Source organism: Archangium gephyra (assembly GCF_042230915.1).
GTDB lineage: Bacteria > Myxococcota > Myxococcia > Myxococcales > Myxococcaceae > Archangium > Archangium gephyra_B.
This window is the reverse complement of record NZ_CP102578.1, coordinates 2,358,770-2,373,547: the sequence shown is the minus strand read 5'-3', so window position 1 is coordinate 2,373,547 and position 14,778 is coordinate 2,358,770. Positions and strand designations below refer to the sequence as shown.

Genomic DNA, 14,778 nt, shown 5'->3' with positions numbered 1-14,778 from the left:
GCTACCAGGGAATCTCCGCTCCCGCGTAGCTGAAGAACCGCCCGCCATCCTCCGCCTTGAGCCGGTCGATGACGTTGATCATCCCCCGCACGGATTCCTCGGGGCGCAGCGGCGCCTGGGGGCCGCCCATGTCCGTCTGCACCCAACCGGGGTGCATGGCGATGGTGACGAAGCCCTCGGGGTGCAGGTCCACGTGCATGTTGCGCATGGCCATGTTCAGCGCGGCCTTGGAGATGCGGTAGCCGTACGAGCCCCCCATCCCGTTGTCGCCGATGGAGCCCATCTGCGAGGTGATGTGGACGACGCGCCGCGCCGAGCCGCGCCGCAGGGCCGGCAGCAGCGCCGCGGTGAGCCGCAGGGGGCCCAGCGTGTTGATGGCGAAGGTCTGGGCCATCGACTCGTAGTCGAGCTCGTTCAGCGCCCCGTCCTTGCCGTAGACCCCGGCGTTGTTGATGAGCACGTCCAGCGGCTGGCCCTGCCCCACCGCGGCGGCGAAGGCGTCCACGCTCTGGGGATTGGAGATGTCGAGCGCGTGCAGCCGCAGCCGGCCCTCCGCCCCCTGGGCGAGCTCCTGGAGTTGCCGTGCCTCGGCGGGGGACCGGACCCCCGCCTCGATGGCGTCTCCACGGTTGAGAAGCTGACGAACGAACTCGAGACCCAGGCCCCGGCTGGCCCCTGTGATGGCGTAGCGCATGACGCCCATTAAATGCGCCCTCCACCCAGAAAGACACGCCCCCCTTGCGGTACTTGACCCGAGAATGACCGCCGGTGGAAACCCGTGTTGCACCGGGAGTGGAACCAGGCATGAGCGTCGTAATCATTGGTGGTGGAATCAGTGGGCTGGCCCTGGCCCATGGGCTGCGCTCGCGAGGGACCGGGGTGACGCTGCTGGAGGCGGGCCCGAGGTTGGGGGGTTACATCCAGAGCCGGAGCCGGGACGGGTTCCTCACCGAGGCGGGGCCCAACAGCTTCGTGGACCGGGAGCCCACCCTGCGCACGCTGGCGGCGAGCCTGGGGATTGAAGGGCGCATCCGCACGGCGGACCCCGCGGCGAAGCGGCGCTTCATCTACTCGCGGGGCAAGCTCCGGCAAGTGCCCCTGTCGCCGCCGGCCCTGTTGAAGTCGGACGTGGTGCCGCTGGGGGCGAAGCTGCGGATGATGGGCGAGCTCTTCACCCGGCGCGGGCCCGACGGCGAGGAGTCGCTGGCGGACTTCGGCCGGCGCCATGTGGGACGAACGGCGACAGCGGTGCTGGTGGATGCGATGCAGACCGGCATCTACGCGGGCGACGTGGAGGCCCTGAGCGTGGGCGCCATCTTCCCCAAGGTGGTGGAGCTGGAGAAGAGGCACCGCAGCCTCGTGCTGGGAATGATGCGCGCGCAGGCGGAGGCGCGGAAGGCGCTGCCCCCGGGCGAGGGCGCGCCCAGGCCCTCGGGACAGGTGGCCTCGTTCGACGGAGGCCTGCAGGTGCTGGTGGATGCCCTGGCCCAGTCGCTCGGGCAGGCGGCGCGCACCGGGGCGAAGGTGGTGGGGCTGCGGCGCGAGGGCACCGGCTGGCGGCTCGCGGTGGAGGAGCACGGGCAGCAGGCGGAGCTGGCCGCGGACAAGGTGGTGCTGGCGGTGCCGGCGTACGTGGCGGCGCAGCTGCTGCGGCCGCTGGACGAGAAGCTCGCGGCGAGGGTGGAGGCCATCCCCTACGCGCCCGTCGCGGTGGTGCACCTGGGCTACGCGCCGGGCTCCGTGCCCCCGCAGGACGGCTTCGGCTTCCTGGTGCCCATGGTGGAGCGGCGGCGCGTGCTGGGCGTCATCCACGCCTCCGCCACCTTCCCCTGGCGCGCCGAGGGCGGCCGCGTCCTCTACACGTGCATGGTGGGCGGGGCGAAGCGGCCGGATCTGGTGGAGCTGGACGACGCGGCCCTGGTGACGCTCGCGCGCGAGGAGCTGCGGGAGCTGGCCGGCATCTCGGCCGAGCCCGTCTTCACCGAGGTCTTCCACTGGAAGCGGGGCATCCCCCAGTACAACGTGGGCCACCTGGCGCGGATGGAGGCCATCGACGAGGGCGTGGCCCGCCTGCCCGGGCTGTACGTCACCGGCAACGCCTACAAGGGCGTGGGCCTCACCGACTGCATCCGCAACGCCCAGGCTCTCGCGGAGACGCTCACGCGCTGAGGCCCGCCGGGGACCGCTCACCGGGCATTTCCGACCGCTCGGCCGGCCGCTCTCCCATGTCAGAGGGGAACGAGACACTGTGGGGATGACCTCCCCCAGCCCGGAGCACACGATGGTCCCACCCCGCCGTGCCCTGCTCGTCCCCCTGGCCGTCCTCCTCTTCCCCCTCGTCCTGCTCGGCGCCCTGGCGCTCGGCATATCCGGGACGAGGCAAGCGCCCGCGTGAGCCCCACCGCCGGGGCATGGGCCGGGTGGTATGCTGCCCCCCGGTCCGCCATGAACGAAGGCTCCATCGTCCGCGCCACCCTCAAGGCGCTCTTCGTGCCCAGGCGGCTGCTCCCCATCATCCTCATCTGCCTGCCGCTGGTGGCCGCCCAGGCCCGCTTCAGCTACGAGGAGATGGCCGCGCCCCTGGGCATCCTCCTGTGCGTCCTGTGCGTCACCGTGGCGCCCGTCTCCTACCGCGTCCTCTTCCCCGAGGGCCTCGACTTCAGCCACGGCGGCATCCGCCTGCTGCTCTACGCCACCGTGGGCGTGGGCGTCGTCCTGTCCGTGGGCGTCGTGGTGCCCAAGCTGCTCGACATCGGGCCCACCTTCCTCACCGACCGCTACAGCCTCGCGGTGTGCGCGGCCCTCTTCCTGGTGGGCGGCTGGGGCCTGGGCCGGGACATCGGCTTCGAGGAGAGCCTCGCCCTGGAGCGGGCGCGCGCGGCCCGGCTCGAGGTGGAGGCCGAGCAGGCCCAGTTGCTCGCCCTGCGCAGCCACCTGGATCCACACTTCCTCTTCAACACCCTCAACGCCATCGCCGAGTGGTGCCAGACGGATGGAGCGGTGGCCGAGGCCGCCGTGCTGCGGCTCTCCGCCATGCTGCGCAGCGTGCTGGCCGGAGTGCGCGCCGCCACCTGGCCCCTGGAGCGCGAGCTGGAGCTGGTGCGCACCCTCTTCAACCTGCACCTGCTGAGAGACCCGGACCTCTTCCAGCTCTCCGTCGAGGTGGAGCCCGGGCTGGAGTCCTTCCCCGTGCCGCCGCTCGTCCTGCTGCCGCTGGCGGAGAACGCGGTGAAGCATGGGCCCGCCGCGGGACACCGGGGACCCATCTCCCTCCGCGTCGAGGCAAGGGGAGACACGCTCGTCTTCAGCCTGGAGAACCCCGGGGCCTCCAAGGGACCCCGTGAGGGCAGCAGCGGCCTGCCCACCGTGGAGCGCCGGCTCGCCCTGGCCTACGAGGGGCGCGCGAGCCTCGCCCTCACCACCGGGGAGGCGAGCACCCGCGTCATCGTCACCCTGCCCCGCTCCGGCCCCGTCCCTGGCGTCGTCACCTGAAGCCCTTCAGGCCAGTCCTCGAAGGGAGCCCCTGGCAACAAGCGCTGACACCCGCGGCCCTTTCCCCTCGCCCTCTGAGAGAGGGACGGGGTGAGGGTGTCGGGTGAACCCGGGTTGAACCCCTGGCCCCCACCGCGGGCCACGGATTGAAGAACGGGCCCGGGCACCCTCACCCCCGCCCTCTCCCGAGGGGAGAGGGAGCCTCCGTCACGTCAGGGCGAGAAGACGCCCGTGAGCGCCGGCGCGTAGTGGCTCACCGGCGAATCCTTGAAGGGATTGCTCGGGTCCGCTCCCGGCCGCAGGTACGCGTTCACCTGGATGAAGTAGTTCTGGCCCGCCGTGAGCAGCCCCGGAGGCAGGCGCAGCTGCGTCTCGGCCGTGTAGAGGTTCGCCACGCTCGACCGCGAGAGGAAGCCGTCCGACCGCAGGGTGAGGCGGTACAGGCGCAGCTGGTAGTAGGTCGGCGTGCCCAGGGCCGGCACCGTCCAGCTCAGCAGGGGCGTGCTGCCCACGCCCGCCAGCTTCCCGGTGGCATCCAACCCATTGAGCCGAAGGTCCCGGGCCGGACCCATCTTCGGAACGAACGTGGGATGGGAGCCCGGCACGAACGGCTCCCGGGCGCTCGAGTACGCGTTGTGCGTGTACGGCGCGGAGGTTCCCCCCGTGGGCAGGTCGAGGGTGTACCGGACCTTGGCGCCCACCTGGACGGCGGAGAACAGGGGCCAGCTCCTCGGGTACGGGTTGCCGAACTCGAACACCGGCAGGATGTCCCCCCGGCCCGGGCTCATGCCGTAGGCCGTGGCCACATCTGGCGAGCCCGCGTAGCCGCCGAACTTGTCGTACGCCAGCAGCGTGCTGAGGCCGAAGCTGACCTCGCTCACCGTCGCGGTGGGGTGGCTGGCCCGCGACAGGCTCTCGAACTCCGAAGCGCGGATGGTCATGGACTCCGTGGAGGTGGGCAGGGGCGCCAGCGTCCCCCTCAGCCGGATGTTCCCCTCCGGCGTGTTCTCCGGACCGGTGGGACGGGAGAACAGGACGCTCCGGCGCGCCTCCTGGACCTCGACGCCGGTGAGGGGGTCGGGGCGACTCGCGAGCTGGGTGACGTAGAGGTTGTCATCCGGCTGGAGCCAGTACGCGCTGTTGCCGCACTGCGACAGGAAATTGGCGTAGTGGGTGCTGCCCAGGATGCCCGTGGTCCCCTCGAGGGGCAGGGGGAAGCCCGACACGAGGCAGCCGAACGTGGAGATGTAGCCGAGGCCCGCGGTCTCCGAGTGGAACTGCAGGTCATCCATGGCCCGCCACGGCGAGAGCCCGTCGAACTGCATCTCGAGTTGCGCCTCCGCCGGCCCGAACACCGGGACCGCACGCTGGCCCAGCTCGACCTGGTCGAGATCCAAGCTCCGCTTGTTGGTCCAGATGTACGTGTTCGAGTAGCGCAGCAGGTAGGACGACCCTTCCACCTCGGGGATGACGAAGGTGCCGTAGTCATGGCCGGTGCCGGCACGCCAGCTATAGGAGAGCCCATCGGGCGTGGGCACCCAGGCGCCGAGCGTGACGCCGGTCAGGCCAAACGGAGCGGGGATGACGGAGCCATCGGGCTGGACCCGGAGGGAATTGCGCACACCGGTCACCGTCGCCGGGGTGCACTCCGAGCCCGGGGCCGGAGAGAGGGAGAAGGACTGGCTGGCCGAGGCGCCGGAGGCGTCCGTGACGGTGGCGGTGAGGATCACCGGCCCGCGGAGGCAGGCGGGCGCCCGCCAGTCGACCTCGCTCGAGAGCGCATCCTCGCGCGGAGCCCCGAAGAAGTCGCCCTGGCTCGCCGACCAGGAGAACCGCAGGGCCGAGCCGTCCGGATCGTGCGCGGAGACGCCCACGGCCACCAGCCCACCCGCGGAGGCCTCCGGGGTGCTCATCCAGGTCGAATCGATCACCGGCGAGCCACCCGGAAGGGCGGTGCCCGAGTGGAGGATGAGGGTGCCCTCGTGGTGGCCGCCCCGCCCATCCGTCACATTCAGCATGAAGGCGCAACGGCTGGTGGACGACGGGGCCTCCAGGGTGAAGACGGGGCTGGGCCGCGTCGGATCGTCGAAGCGGCCCGGGCAGGAGGACGCCCAGAAGAAGTACGGCACGTCCCCATCGAAGTCCGTGACCGTGGCCGTCAGCCGCGAGCCCTCGCCGCGCACGAGCACGGACGGGACGCCATTCATCGCGGTGATGGTCGGCCAGGTGTTGATGGAGGCGTCCACCGTGACGCTCCCCGTGGAGCCGGGCAGGTACACGCCGATGTCGATGCTCATCGTGGCGCTCGCGCCCCTGGAGTCCACCACCTCCACCTGGATGCGCTGAGCCCCCTCGGTGGAGGGAGCCGTCCAGGTGGTCACCGCCGAGCCGGGCGTGCTGAAGGTGCCCGCGGTCGCGCTCCAGTTGAAGCGCAGGGTGTCCCCGGGGTTGGCGTCATGCGCGGAAGCCGTCAGCGTCACGCTCGCTCCCGGCTCCACCACGATGGAGGAGACCGCCACCGAGTCGATCCGCGGCGCCTCGTTCTCGAAGGGCACCTGCGGCGTCACCTGCTGCAGCAGGATGGCGACGCTCGCCGTCCTGCCCGGCTCGACGGGGAGGGGACCCGACTCGCCCAGGTAGAGCAGCTTCGACGTCGCGTCATAGGCGCTGGCCCGGAAGAGCCGCTCCGCTCCCGCCGGGATGCCGGAGATCACGCCCGTCCACGAGCTGGTGCCCCGGGTGAGCTCGGCCACGAGGGGCGAGGTGATGCCCGGTCCGGAGACCTCGACCTGGACGCGAGCCACGTCCGCGCCCGAGAGGCCCTGCGGAACCATGACCATCAGCTCGGCGCTCGCGCTCCGCGAGTCGCCACCACAGGCAGACAGCAGGCCCATGGTCAGCAGCGCCACCGCCAGTGCGGCACGCCTGCTCCCATTCGAATGAGACATGTGAGTGCTTCTCCCTCTACGGGATGAGGCCCGCGCATCCGGCCGGGCGCGGGAGGTCCAGCCTGTTTACGCCGTCCCGCGCCGGAGGGGCAAGACCACCCCGGGTGCGGCCTGCTGCTCGCCCAGGCCGCTCAGCCACGTAGAATGAACGGGCGATGGACACGAGAGAGGCACTGTTACAACGCGCCGCATGGGCGGCACCGGACGCGCGCACCCACGGGCAACACCAGGAAGACACCCTGCTCGGCCTCTCCGAGCTCTATGGCCCCGCCGTGGCCGAGGAAGTGCGCGGCCTCGTCCCGGAAGCCGTGAGTCCGGGCTCGTTCAACTACCGCGTGGCGGACCTGCTGAAGCTGTGCGACGTGGCGGCGCTCACCGCCGCGGGCCGGACCGGCCTGCCCTACGGAGACATCCTCGAGCAGCTCGGCACCTTCAACATCCGCCGGTTCCACGAATCCCCGCTGGGCAAGGGCATGTGGATGATGGCGCCCCGGGATGCGCACGAGGCCCTGAAATGGTCAGTGGTCTCCATCCGCTCGGTGCTGACGCATGGACAGCGCAGGTACGAGCATCTCGGCCCTCGCGCCGCCCGCATCATCTTCCGCGGCGAGTTGCTGGGACCGTCGTGGACGCGCGGTGTCTTCCTGTACGCCCCCCAGGTGCTGGCCCTCCCGTCCCTGTCGGTCTCCGTCGAGAACCTGAGCGCGCCGGGCCTCGACTTCGCCCTGCACTTCACCTGGTAGCCGCGCCGGCATCGAAGCGCACATCCAGCGGGAGCAGGCGCGGGCGGCCCCGGGCGCGGCGGACATGCCACCGGCCCGGAGCCTCGGAGCCCGGGGGCTCCGCGCCTTCACGTGGCGGACTCAGCGGATGGCGAAGCCCCACGTATAGGGCACGCCGCGGTACTTGCAGGTCGTACCGTTGCTCCAGGCCCAGGTGTAGTCCAGCCGCCCGCCGGCGCAGTACTCGCCCGCGTAGTCCGCCAGGTGGCCCTTGGTGCCCCCCTGCCAATCACTGTCACACCCGTACGCCGGGTCGATGCTCCCGTTGTAGCTGTAGTCGATGCACCCCATCATGATGCGCGAGCTGTCCGGCCCATAGATGCCCTGCATGAAGGCGGTGCCCGCGGTACCGATGACCATGTTCGTCGAGGTGGCGGGCCAGGTGGACGGGGTGTAGGCCCGCGAGAAGCCCTCGTCATAGGTGCGGTTGAAGACCCGGATGGCGGAGTACGGCACGCAGGCGAGCTCCTTCGACCAGGCCTCGGAACCGGGCGTGCCCCAATTGCTCACCCCCAGGTTCGTCTTGGCCGAGGCGGCCTGCCAGCCGGCCACCGTCCAGCCACCGCCCTCCGTCGTCATGTCGCAGTAGTAGCTGGAGGGACCCGTCCCGCAGGGGTCGAGCGTGTACACACCGCTGCCCAGCGAGGCGTCGCGGTTCTTCAGCTCGAGGCAGGAGCGCGCGGGAGCCACCGTGCCCAGACCGAACAGCTCGGAGGAGGACTGGTCGGTGTTGCTGGCACCGCCCACCGCCAGCACCCGTCCGTCATTGAGCAGCGTGGCCGTATGGGAGAAGCGGTCCACGTTCAGGCTGCCCGCCGGGCACCAGGTGCCGGTCTTCGGATCGTACAGCTCCGCCTTGGTGAGGATGCCGGTGTAGTCATGGTAGCCGGCGGCCGCCAGCACCTGGCCATTCTGCAGCAACGTGGCCGTGTGGTGACGGCGAGGCGTGTTCATGCTGCCGGTGGCCTTCCAGGTGCGCGTGGCCGGGTCATACAGCTCCGCCGCCATGCTGCTCACGTCGTCGAGCCCACCACCGCCGGCCACCAGCACCTTGCCCGTCGTCAGCAGCGTGGCCGAGTGATAGCGGCGGCCCGTGCCCAGGCTGCCCACCGGCGTCCAGGTGCCCGTGGCCGGGTCGTACAGCTCCGCCGAGGCCAGGCGCTCGCTGCTGGCGTTGTTGCCACCGGCCACCAGCACCTTGCCGTCCGGCAGCAGCGTGGAGGTGTGCTCGCGGCGGGCCGTGCCCATGTTTCCGGCGAGCGTCCAGGTGCCCGTGGCCGGGTCATACAGCTCCACCGAGGACAGCACGGCGCCATTGGAGTCCTCGCCGCCCGTCACCAGCACCTTGCCGTTAGGCAGCAGCGTGGCCGCGTGGTGGGTGCGGTACACCACCAGACTGCCGGTGGGGCGCCACTTGCCCAGGCTCGGGTAGTACAGCTCGGCGGTCGCGAACGTCACCGGGCACTTGCCCCCTCCCGCGATGAGCACCCGCCCGTCCTGCAGCCGCGTCATGGTGTGGTAGATGTGGCTGCCCAGCGTGTCCCCGGTGCGCGTCCAGGTGCCCGTCGCCGCGTCATACAGCTCCGAGGTGGTGTTGAAGCCACCGGCCACCAGCACGCGGCCATCCTGCAGCAGCGCGGCCGTGTGCAGCAGCCTCGGCAGCGCCAGGCTGCCCGTGGGCGTCCAGCTCCCCTTCACCTTGCACACGCCAGCGGCGGCGCCCGGGGCGTTGGAGCGGAAGTTGTTGAGGCCCGGGGTGAGCCAGTTGGTGGCCGGCTTCGCGGGGATGGTGCCGTCGTCGTTGACGTTCGTCACCGAGTAGGCGTGCTGGTTCCAGATGCCGCGCGTTCCCACCCACGCATCCCGCGCGTCACGGAACACGCGGATGCCATTGAAGCCCGGGGCCGCGTGGTTGTTGGCGGCGATGACGATCTCCGCGCTGCCGTCGGCGTCCACGTCCGCGACGATGGGCAGGTCGTGCGTGGTGCCCGAGCTGGTGCGCGTCTCCCAGCGCAGCGCCCCGGTGGCCCCGTCGAGGATGCGCAGATGGGTCTCATCGGCGTAGATGACCTCGACCTGCCCATCCCCCTCGAAATCGAAGGTGGTGGAGGTGGACTTGCCAGAGCTGTAGTCCTGGACGGTGCGGGTCCACTTCACCGAGCCGTCGGCCGCGTAGACGGTGTAGTTCCAGTCGCCAGCCAGGCCGATCTCCACCCGGCCATCGCCATCGAAGTCCGCGATGTTGGGCGCGCCACCATGACCGGGCACGACGGGGAAGGAGACGCCGGGATCCGTCAGGTGGACCTCGCGGGTCCACAGCAGCGAGCAGTCGTCATCGAGCAGGCTCACCCTGCCGCCACCCGCCACGGCGATCTCCCCGGCCGGGTCCTCATCGAAGTTGCCCACCCCCGCGAAGCCGTGGGGAATCTCCGTGTTGGCGCACTTGAGCGTGCCGTCATGGCGGTAGACGGAGCGGCCATTGACCACCTCCTGCTTGCCGTCCTGGTCGATGTCCGCCGCGAAGGAGACGGGGCCGGTGTACAGGGCACCGCCCATGCCGTCGGAGCCCACCCACTTCAGCGCGCCGGTATGGCTGTAGACGCGGTTGCCGTCGAGAATCTCGACGGAGCCATCGCCGTCCAGGTCCGCCAGCGAGGGGCCGCCCCACTCGTTGTAATCGTACGCGTCCGGGGCCGAGCGGAACTTGAAGGTACCGTCGTTCTCGAAGCAGAGGATGCCGCGGCCGTTCTCCGGAATGCCGCAGATCTCCACCAGGCGGTCACCGTCGATGTCTCCGGCGGCGATGCTGGCGGCGGGCTTCACCCGGTACTCCGCGTTCGTCACGGCCCACAGCTCGCGCCCGTCCTTGCCGCTGATGGCCCGGAGCACGCCATCCCGGTTGTTTCCACCCGGAGGTGCGTTCCAGACAGCACCCGAGAAGGAACTGAAGACGATGTCCGGCGTGCCGTCCCGGTCCACGTCCACCACCACGGGCGTCATCATCACCTGGTTGTGCTCGGGCAGCACCGCGCTGCCCTTCCACTCGAACTGAGACGTCACCTCGAGGCTGAAGGCGGAAGACGCCCCGGCCGCATCGGACGTGCCCTGCGTGAGCACCGGCTCCGGGCGCGGCTCTTCTGGCGCCCCGCTGGCAGGCGCTGGAGCTGGCGCCTGGGCTCCATCGGTGAGCGCCTGGGCTGGCCGTTCGTGCTCCGGCTGCTGCTCCTCCTGTGTCCCGCTGCAGGCCGTCAGCACCGCCAGTGCCAACGCCGTCGAGCGCCTCAGAACGAGCCGGGTTCCCACGTGTCCCCAGGCCGTGCTTCGCGTCCTCATCTTCATGCAGCCCTCTCCCTTTTGAGTGCCGGTCCTCCTGCTCGGTATTCGAGGACCAGGGGCTCATTTTCACGGCGAGTGCCCTGGCCATCCAAGCGCCAAGAGCACGTGTGCAAAGACATACATCCGGCGCCACGTAGTTCCTGACATGGGAGGGTGAGTGTCTGCCACGCTTTCCCTGGATTCCGCCTGCGCTTCACCTGGTAGCAGCGCCTCCGGTAGGTTGCAGCCATGGCGGTGAATGTCGTGGCGTGGGCGGACCCGGTCCGCCGCTCCGAGCCGGCCCGGCTGCGCTCCTGGTACCTCGCGTGTCCGTCCGAGGCCCTCCGGCCGGGACAGGTGATGGGCTGGAGTCTCGGCGGACGGGAGCTGGTGCTCTTCCGGAGCGAGAGCGGCCGCGTGCAGGCGCTCTCCGCGCACTGCGCCCACATGGGGGCCCACCTCGCGCACGGCACCGTCATCGGCGAGCACCTGCGCTGTCCGCTGCACCACTGGCAGTTCGACGGCAGTGGCGTCTGCCGCGCGGTGCCGGGACGTCCCGACGCCGCGGGCAGACCCGGGCAGCGGGCCTTTCCCGTGGTGGAGCGCTACGGCGCCATCCTCGTGTTCAACGGGCCCGTGAGCCTCTTCCCGCCTCCCGAGGTGGGCGGCCCCGAGCTGCGGTGGCGCACCGGCCCGCCCGTGCCCGTCGGGTGCTCGTGGCTGCCGATCGCCGCGAATGCCTTCGACATCGAGCACCTGCGCACCGTGCACCACCGCGAGCTCCGGGACGCGCCCGTCGTGGAGCGGCCGGACCCGTTCACCCTCCGGCTGCGCTACACGTCCCGCGTCCTCGGCACGGGGCTCAGCGACCGGTTCATGAAGGCGCTGTCGCGCGACCGCATCGGCGTCACCATCACCCTGCACGGCGGGACGCTCCTCTCCGTGGAGAGCGACCTCGGCCGCACCCGGAGCGCCCTGCTCGCCGGGCTCCGTCCCACCCCGGAGGGCGTGTCGGTGCTGATGTCGTTCGCCGCCCCCCCTGGCCTCATCCCGGGGATGGACCGGCTCCGCCTCGCCGTGTCGCGGTGGCTCTTCACCTCCTTCCTGCGGAGGGACCTCTCCGTGCTCAACGGGCTGCGCTTCCACCCGGGCGCCGCCGCTGCCGACCCCGTGCTGCGCCAACTGCTCGACTTCGCCGCCCAGCTCCCGGAGGACTCCGATGACGAGCACAGGTGACGACGCCCCCATTCCGGCCACGCTCAACACCGTGCTCCTCGCCGCCGCCCTGGCCGCCTGTGCCGGGTGCCTCTGGCTCGCCTCGCATGCGGAGTCCCTCGCGGCGCGGCTCCTGGCCGCCGGGGTGTTCTCCTATGTGAACAACACCGTCTTCTCGCTGCTGCACGAGGCGACGCACGGCGTGCTCCACTCCTCCCGGCGCGCCAATGACTGGCTGGGGCGGCTCGCGGCGGCCTTCTTCCCCACCTCGTACACGCTGCAGCGCACCTTCCACCTCACCCACCACCGCAACAACCGCACCGAGCTGGAGCAGTTCGACTACCTGCGGCCCGGCGACAACCGCTTCCTCAAGCACGCGCAGTGGTACTCCATCCTCACCGGGCTCTACTGGGCCTTCGTGCCGGTGGGCTGCCTCGCCTTCGCGCTCTTCCCGGACCTGCTCCAACGGCTCCGGGGAACGGGCACCCGCTACGGAGAGCAGACCGGGGCCGATGCCTACCTCGGACGGCTCGAGGACGCGCCGGGCTCCACCATCCGCCTGGAGCTCCTGCTCGCGCTGGCCGTACAGGCCGGGCTGGTGCTCGCACTGGACCTCAGCGCGTCCGGCTGGGGGCTGTGCTACGCGGCCTTCGCCGTCAATTGGAGCTCGCTCCAGTACGCGGACCACGCCTGGTCCCCGCTGCACGTGCGCGACGGAGCGTGGGACCTGCGCGTGGCGGCGCCCGTGCGCTGGCTGTTCCTCAACTACCACTACCACCGCGCCCACCACCGGCACCCGCGCGTGCCGTGGCTCTACCTGGGCCGCTACGTGGACGAGGACGTGCCCCGGCCCTCCTTCCTGCGCATCTGGCTGTCCATGTGGCGCGGCCCCCAGCCCCTCCCCTCCCCCGCGGAGGAGCGATGAACGGAAGCCCTCCCCTCTTCGGCTGGCCCCGCCGCGGCGAGCGGGCCCTCACGGGCACGATGGCGCTCGGCTTCGCGCTCTTCTTCCTCCTCGTCTACGGCGGAGCGAGTGCGGTGACGGGCTTCTACACAGGGGGCGTGCGCGTGGACCTGCCCTTCGAGCGCCACATCCCCTTCGTGCCCGCCTGGGCGGCCGTCTACGTGAGCATGGACGTGCTGCTGCTGCTCTCGCTGCTCGTCTTCCGGACGTGGCGCGAGATGGTGCCCTTCGTGCTCGCGCTCTGCCTGGAGACGGTGGTGGGCGCCGCCTGCTTCCTGGTGCTCCCCGTCGAGGTGGCCTGGCCGCCCCGGGAGGTCAGCGGGAGTTGGGCCAGCGTCTTCTTCCTCGCCGACACGATGAACCTCGAGCGCAACTACCTGCCCTCGCTGCACGTGGCGTTCGCGTGCACCGCCGCCCTGGCCTATGGCGAGCGCGGGGGCTGGCTCGCCCGGAGTCTGTTCGGCCTCTGGGCCACGGCCATCGCGGCGTCCACCCTGCTCATCCACGAGCACCACCTCGCGGACGTGGTGGCGGGCGCGCTCCTCGCCTGGGGGACGTGGCGCTTCGTGGCGGCCCGAGCCTCCCATCCGGACTTCCTCGAGGCGCTCCGGGTGGAGGCGCTCTGCGCACGGGAGCTGTACCACTTCTCCCGCCGCCACCCGCGCTACCTGCTGATCGCCCTGGGCCTCTACCGCTACTCGCTGCCCCGGTGGCGCGACACCCGGGTGGCCCGCACGGGCTTCTGCTTCCTCCAGCTCGTGGATGATGTGCTGGACGGCGATCGCCCCCTCCCGGGAGAGCCGCTCGACTGGGTGGACGCACTCCTCGTCCAGCTGGAGACCGGCCGCTGGAACGGCACGGACGTGGCCTCCACGCTGGGCCGGGAGTTCCTCGCCGAGCTCGGGGACGAGGAGGCGCGCGCAGACGCACTGCGGCTCGTGCGCATCATGCGGAAGGACCGGGAGCGCGTGCTCCACCGCCAGGAGCTGGAGGCCGAGGCGCTCCGTGCCCACCACCGGGACACCTTCCGGCTGTCGGTGGGCCTGATGCTGCACGTGGCCGGAGCCGGCGTCCGCGCGCCCGACGCACCGGCGCTGCTCGAGGCGTTCGGCTGGTGCTCCACGCTGCGGGACTTGCGCGAGGACCTCGGCAAGGGCCTGCTCAACGTGCCGACCGAAGTGACCCGGGCGGTGCGGGCCGAGGGCCGGGAGCCCACGCGCTACGAGGACCTGATGGGCTCGGTGGCGGGACGGGCCTGGGTGGTGGCCGAGCATGGCCGCGCGCGCGCCCTGCTCGACCAGTCGGCGGTGGAGCTGGCCGGGCTGGAGGGCCGCTCCGGCGTGGCCCTGCTGCGGCTGTTCCACCGCTCCATCGAGCGCTTCTGGGCGAAGCGATTGCCCCGGAAGCTGCCCTTCCTGCGCGAGGAGGCCGGGGTCAGCTCATGGCCTTCCGGCGCGCCGTGAAGCGGCCGATGACGATGCCGGCGAGGAGCATGGCCACCACCGCGATGCCGCCATAGGTCAGCGCCGAGCGCTTCACCATGTCGAGCACGGGGTTGTCGAACACGTTGGTCGAGTAGTGGAAGGCGGCGATGAGCCACCGGTCCCCCTCCTTGACGAGGGTGCAGGTCCACCGGGAGTTGACGGTGATGTCCGTGCCATCGGTGAGCACGTAGTGGTCCGCCGAGGAGCCCTGGGCCACGCCCGTGTTGCCGTACAGCCGCGTCAGCGCGTCCACCTCGAACTTCGCGGTGAGCTTCTCCACCACGCGGTCCGGGCCCTTCATCATCTTGTCGTAGTAGGCGCGGATGGCGTCCTTGCCCACGCGCACGTCGTTGTTCATCGTGGTGAAGACGACGTCCGGGTGCACGTGCGAGAGCAGCTTGTCGAGGTCCTGCGCGTTGAGCGCCTGCTCCATGTCGCTCTTGATGGTGCGCAGCGCCTGATGGGTGGCCTCGAGCTCCGCCGCGCCCGCCCCGGACTCCTGGGCCCGGAGAGACAACGGCAGGCACAGCACCAGACACGCCATCACACAGCCGAGGGTCCGATTCATGGGGTCTCCA

General features: G+C 71.0%; 10 protein-coding genes. 6 read left to right on the top strand and 4 right to left on the bottom strand.

Annotation, left to right across the window (positions count from 1 at the left end; translation table 11 throughout):
• Position 1: 1 nt before the first annotated feature.
• Positions 2-694, bottom strand: coding sequence for an SDR family oxidoreductase (locus NR798_RS09450; protein ID WP_375771112.1), 693 nt, complete (start codon positions 692-694; stop codon positions 2-4).
• 110 nt (positions 695-804) lie between these two features.
• Between NR798_RS09450 and hemG the strand changes: the two genes are divergently transcribed.
• Both hemG and NR798_RS09440 read left to right on the top strand, forming a co-directional pair.
• Positions 805-2,169, top strand: a complete 1,365-nt coding sequence (hemG, locus tag NR798_RS09445; protein WP_375771111.1) for a protoporphyrinogen oxidase — start codon at positions 805-807, stop codon at positions 2,167-2,169.
• Between the two features lie 276 nt (positions 2,170-2,445).
• Positions 2,446-3,492 (top strand): sensor histidine kinase, encoded by a 1,047-nt coding sequence (locus NR798_RS09440; protein ID WP_375771110.1) that lies wholly within the window; start codon positions 2,446-2,448, stop codon positions 3,490-3,492.
• 212 nt (positions 3,493-3,704) lie between these two features.
• Here the strand turns inward: NR798_RS09440 and NR798_RS09435 are convergent, their stop codons facing one another.
• Positions 3,705-6,440, bottom strand: a complete 2,736-nt coding sequence (locus tag NR798_RS09435; RefSeq protein ID WP_375771109.1) for an Ig-like domain-containing protein — start codon at positions 6,438-6,440, stop codon at positions 3,705-3,707.
• A 155-nt stretch (positions 6,441-6,595) separates the two neighbouring features.
• Between NR798_RS09435 and NR798_RS09430 the strand changes: the two genes are divergently transcribed.
• The gene (locus tag NR798_RS09430) at positions 6,596-7,183 is read left to right on the top strand and encodes a DUF2378 family protein (protein WP_375771108.1); all 588 of its coding nucleotides are present in this window, start codon (positions 6,596-6,598) and stop codon (positions 7,181-7,183) included.
• Positions 7,184-7,303: 120 nt separating this feature from the next.
• Here NR798_RS09430 and NR798_RS09425 read toward each other — a convergent pair whose 3' ends face one another.
• Positions 7,304-10,561, bottom strand: coding sequence for a kelch repeat-containing protein (locus NR798_RS09425; RefSeq protein WP_375771107.1), 3,258 nt, complete (start codon positions 10,559-10,561; stop codon positions 7,304-7,306).
• Between the two features lie 225 nt (positions 10,562-10,786).
• On the opposite strand from NR798_RS09425, the gene NR798_RS09420 reads away from it, so the two are divergent.
• Genes NR798_RS09420 through NR798_RS09410 form a run of 3 tightly spaced genes read left to right on the top strand, consistent with a single transcriptional unit; the run spans position 10,787 to position 14,179 of the window.
• Positions 10,787-11,773, top strand: coding sequence for a Rieske 2Fe-2S domain-containing protein (locus tag NR798_RS09420; RefSeq protein ID WP_375771106.1), 987 nt, complete (start codon positions 10,787-10,789; stop codon positions 11,771-11,773).
• The gene (locus NR798_RS09415; RefSeq protein ID WP_375771105.1) at positions 11,757-12,677 is read left to right on the top strand and encodes a fatty acid desaturase; all 921 of its coding nucleotides are present in this window, start codon (positions 11,757-11,759) and stop codon (positions 12,675-12,677) included. Before NR798_RS09420 ends, NR798_RS09415 begins: the two co-directional genes overlap by 17 nt.
• Positions 12,674-14,179: a phosphatase PAP2 family protein gene (locus tag NR798_RS09410; protein WP_375771104.1), complete on the top strand. Its 1,506-nt coding sequence runs from the start codon at positions 12,674-12,676 to the stop codon at positions 14,177-14,179. The genes NR798_RS09415 and NR798_RS09410 overlap by 4 nt, the downstream gene beginning before the upstream one ends.
• On the opposite strand, the gene NR798_RS09405 is transcribed toward NR798_RS09410, so the two are convergent.
• Positions 14,151-14,768, bottom strand: a complete 618-nt coding sequence (locus NR798_RS09405) for an SgcJ/EcaC family oxidoreductase (RefSeq protein ID WP_375771103.1) — start codon at positions 14,766-14,768, stop codon at positions 14,151-14,153. The two genes, NR798_RS09410 and NR798_RS09405, sit on opposite strands and share 29 nt — an antisense overlap.
• Between the last annotated feature and the right edge of the window lie 10 nt (positions 14,769-14,778).

What these genes read in the sequence shown, in the direction of transcription:
- NR798_RS09450 (WP_375771112.1), bottom strand. Translation starts at nt 694, where the DNA reads ATGCGCTACGCCATCACAGGGGCCAGCCGGGGCCTGGGTCTCGAGTTC.
- hemG (WP_375771111.1), top strand. Translation starts at nt 805, where the DNA reads ATGAGCGTCGTAATCATTGGTGGTGGAATCAGTGGGCTGGCCCTGGCC.
- NR798_RS09440 (WP_375771110.1), top strand. Translation starts at nt 2,446, where the DNA reads ATGAACGAAGGCTCCATCGTCCGCGCCACCCTCAAGGCGCTCTTCGTG.
- NR798_RS09435 (WP_375771109.1), bottom strand. Translation starts at nt 6,440, where the DNA reads ATGTCTCATTCGAATGGGAGCAGGCGTGCCGCACTGGCGGTGGCGCTG.
- NR798_RS09430 (WP_375771108.1), top strand. Translation starts at nt 6,596, where the DNA reads ATGGACACGAGAGAGGCACTGTTACAACGCGCCGCATGGGCGGCACCG.
- NR798_RS09425 (WP_375771107.1), bottom strand. Translation starts at nt 10,561, where the DNA reads ATGAAGATGAGGACGCGAAGCACGGCCTGGGGACACGTGGGAACCCGG.
- NR798_RS09420 (WP_375771106.1), top strand. Translation starts at nt 10,787, where the DNA reads ATGGCGGTGAATGTCGTGGCGTGGGCGGACCCGGTCCGCCGCTCCGAG.
- NR798_RS09415 (WP_375771105.1), top strand. Translation starts at nt 11,757, where the DNA reads ATGACGAGCACAGGTGACGACGCCCCCATTCCGGCCACGCTCAACACC.
- NR798_RS09410 (WP_375771104.1), top strand. Translation starts at nt 12,674, where the DNA reads ATGAACGGAAGCCCTCCCCTCTTCGGCTGGCCCCGCCGCGGCGAGCGG.
- NR798_RS09405 (WP_375771103.1), bottom strand. Translation starts at nt 14,768, where the DNA reads ATGAATCGGACCCTCGGCTGTGTGATGGCGTGTCTGGTGCTGTGCCTG.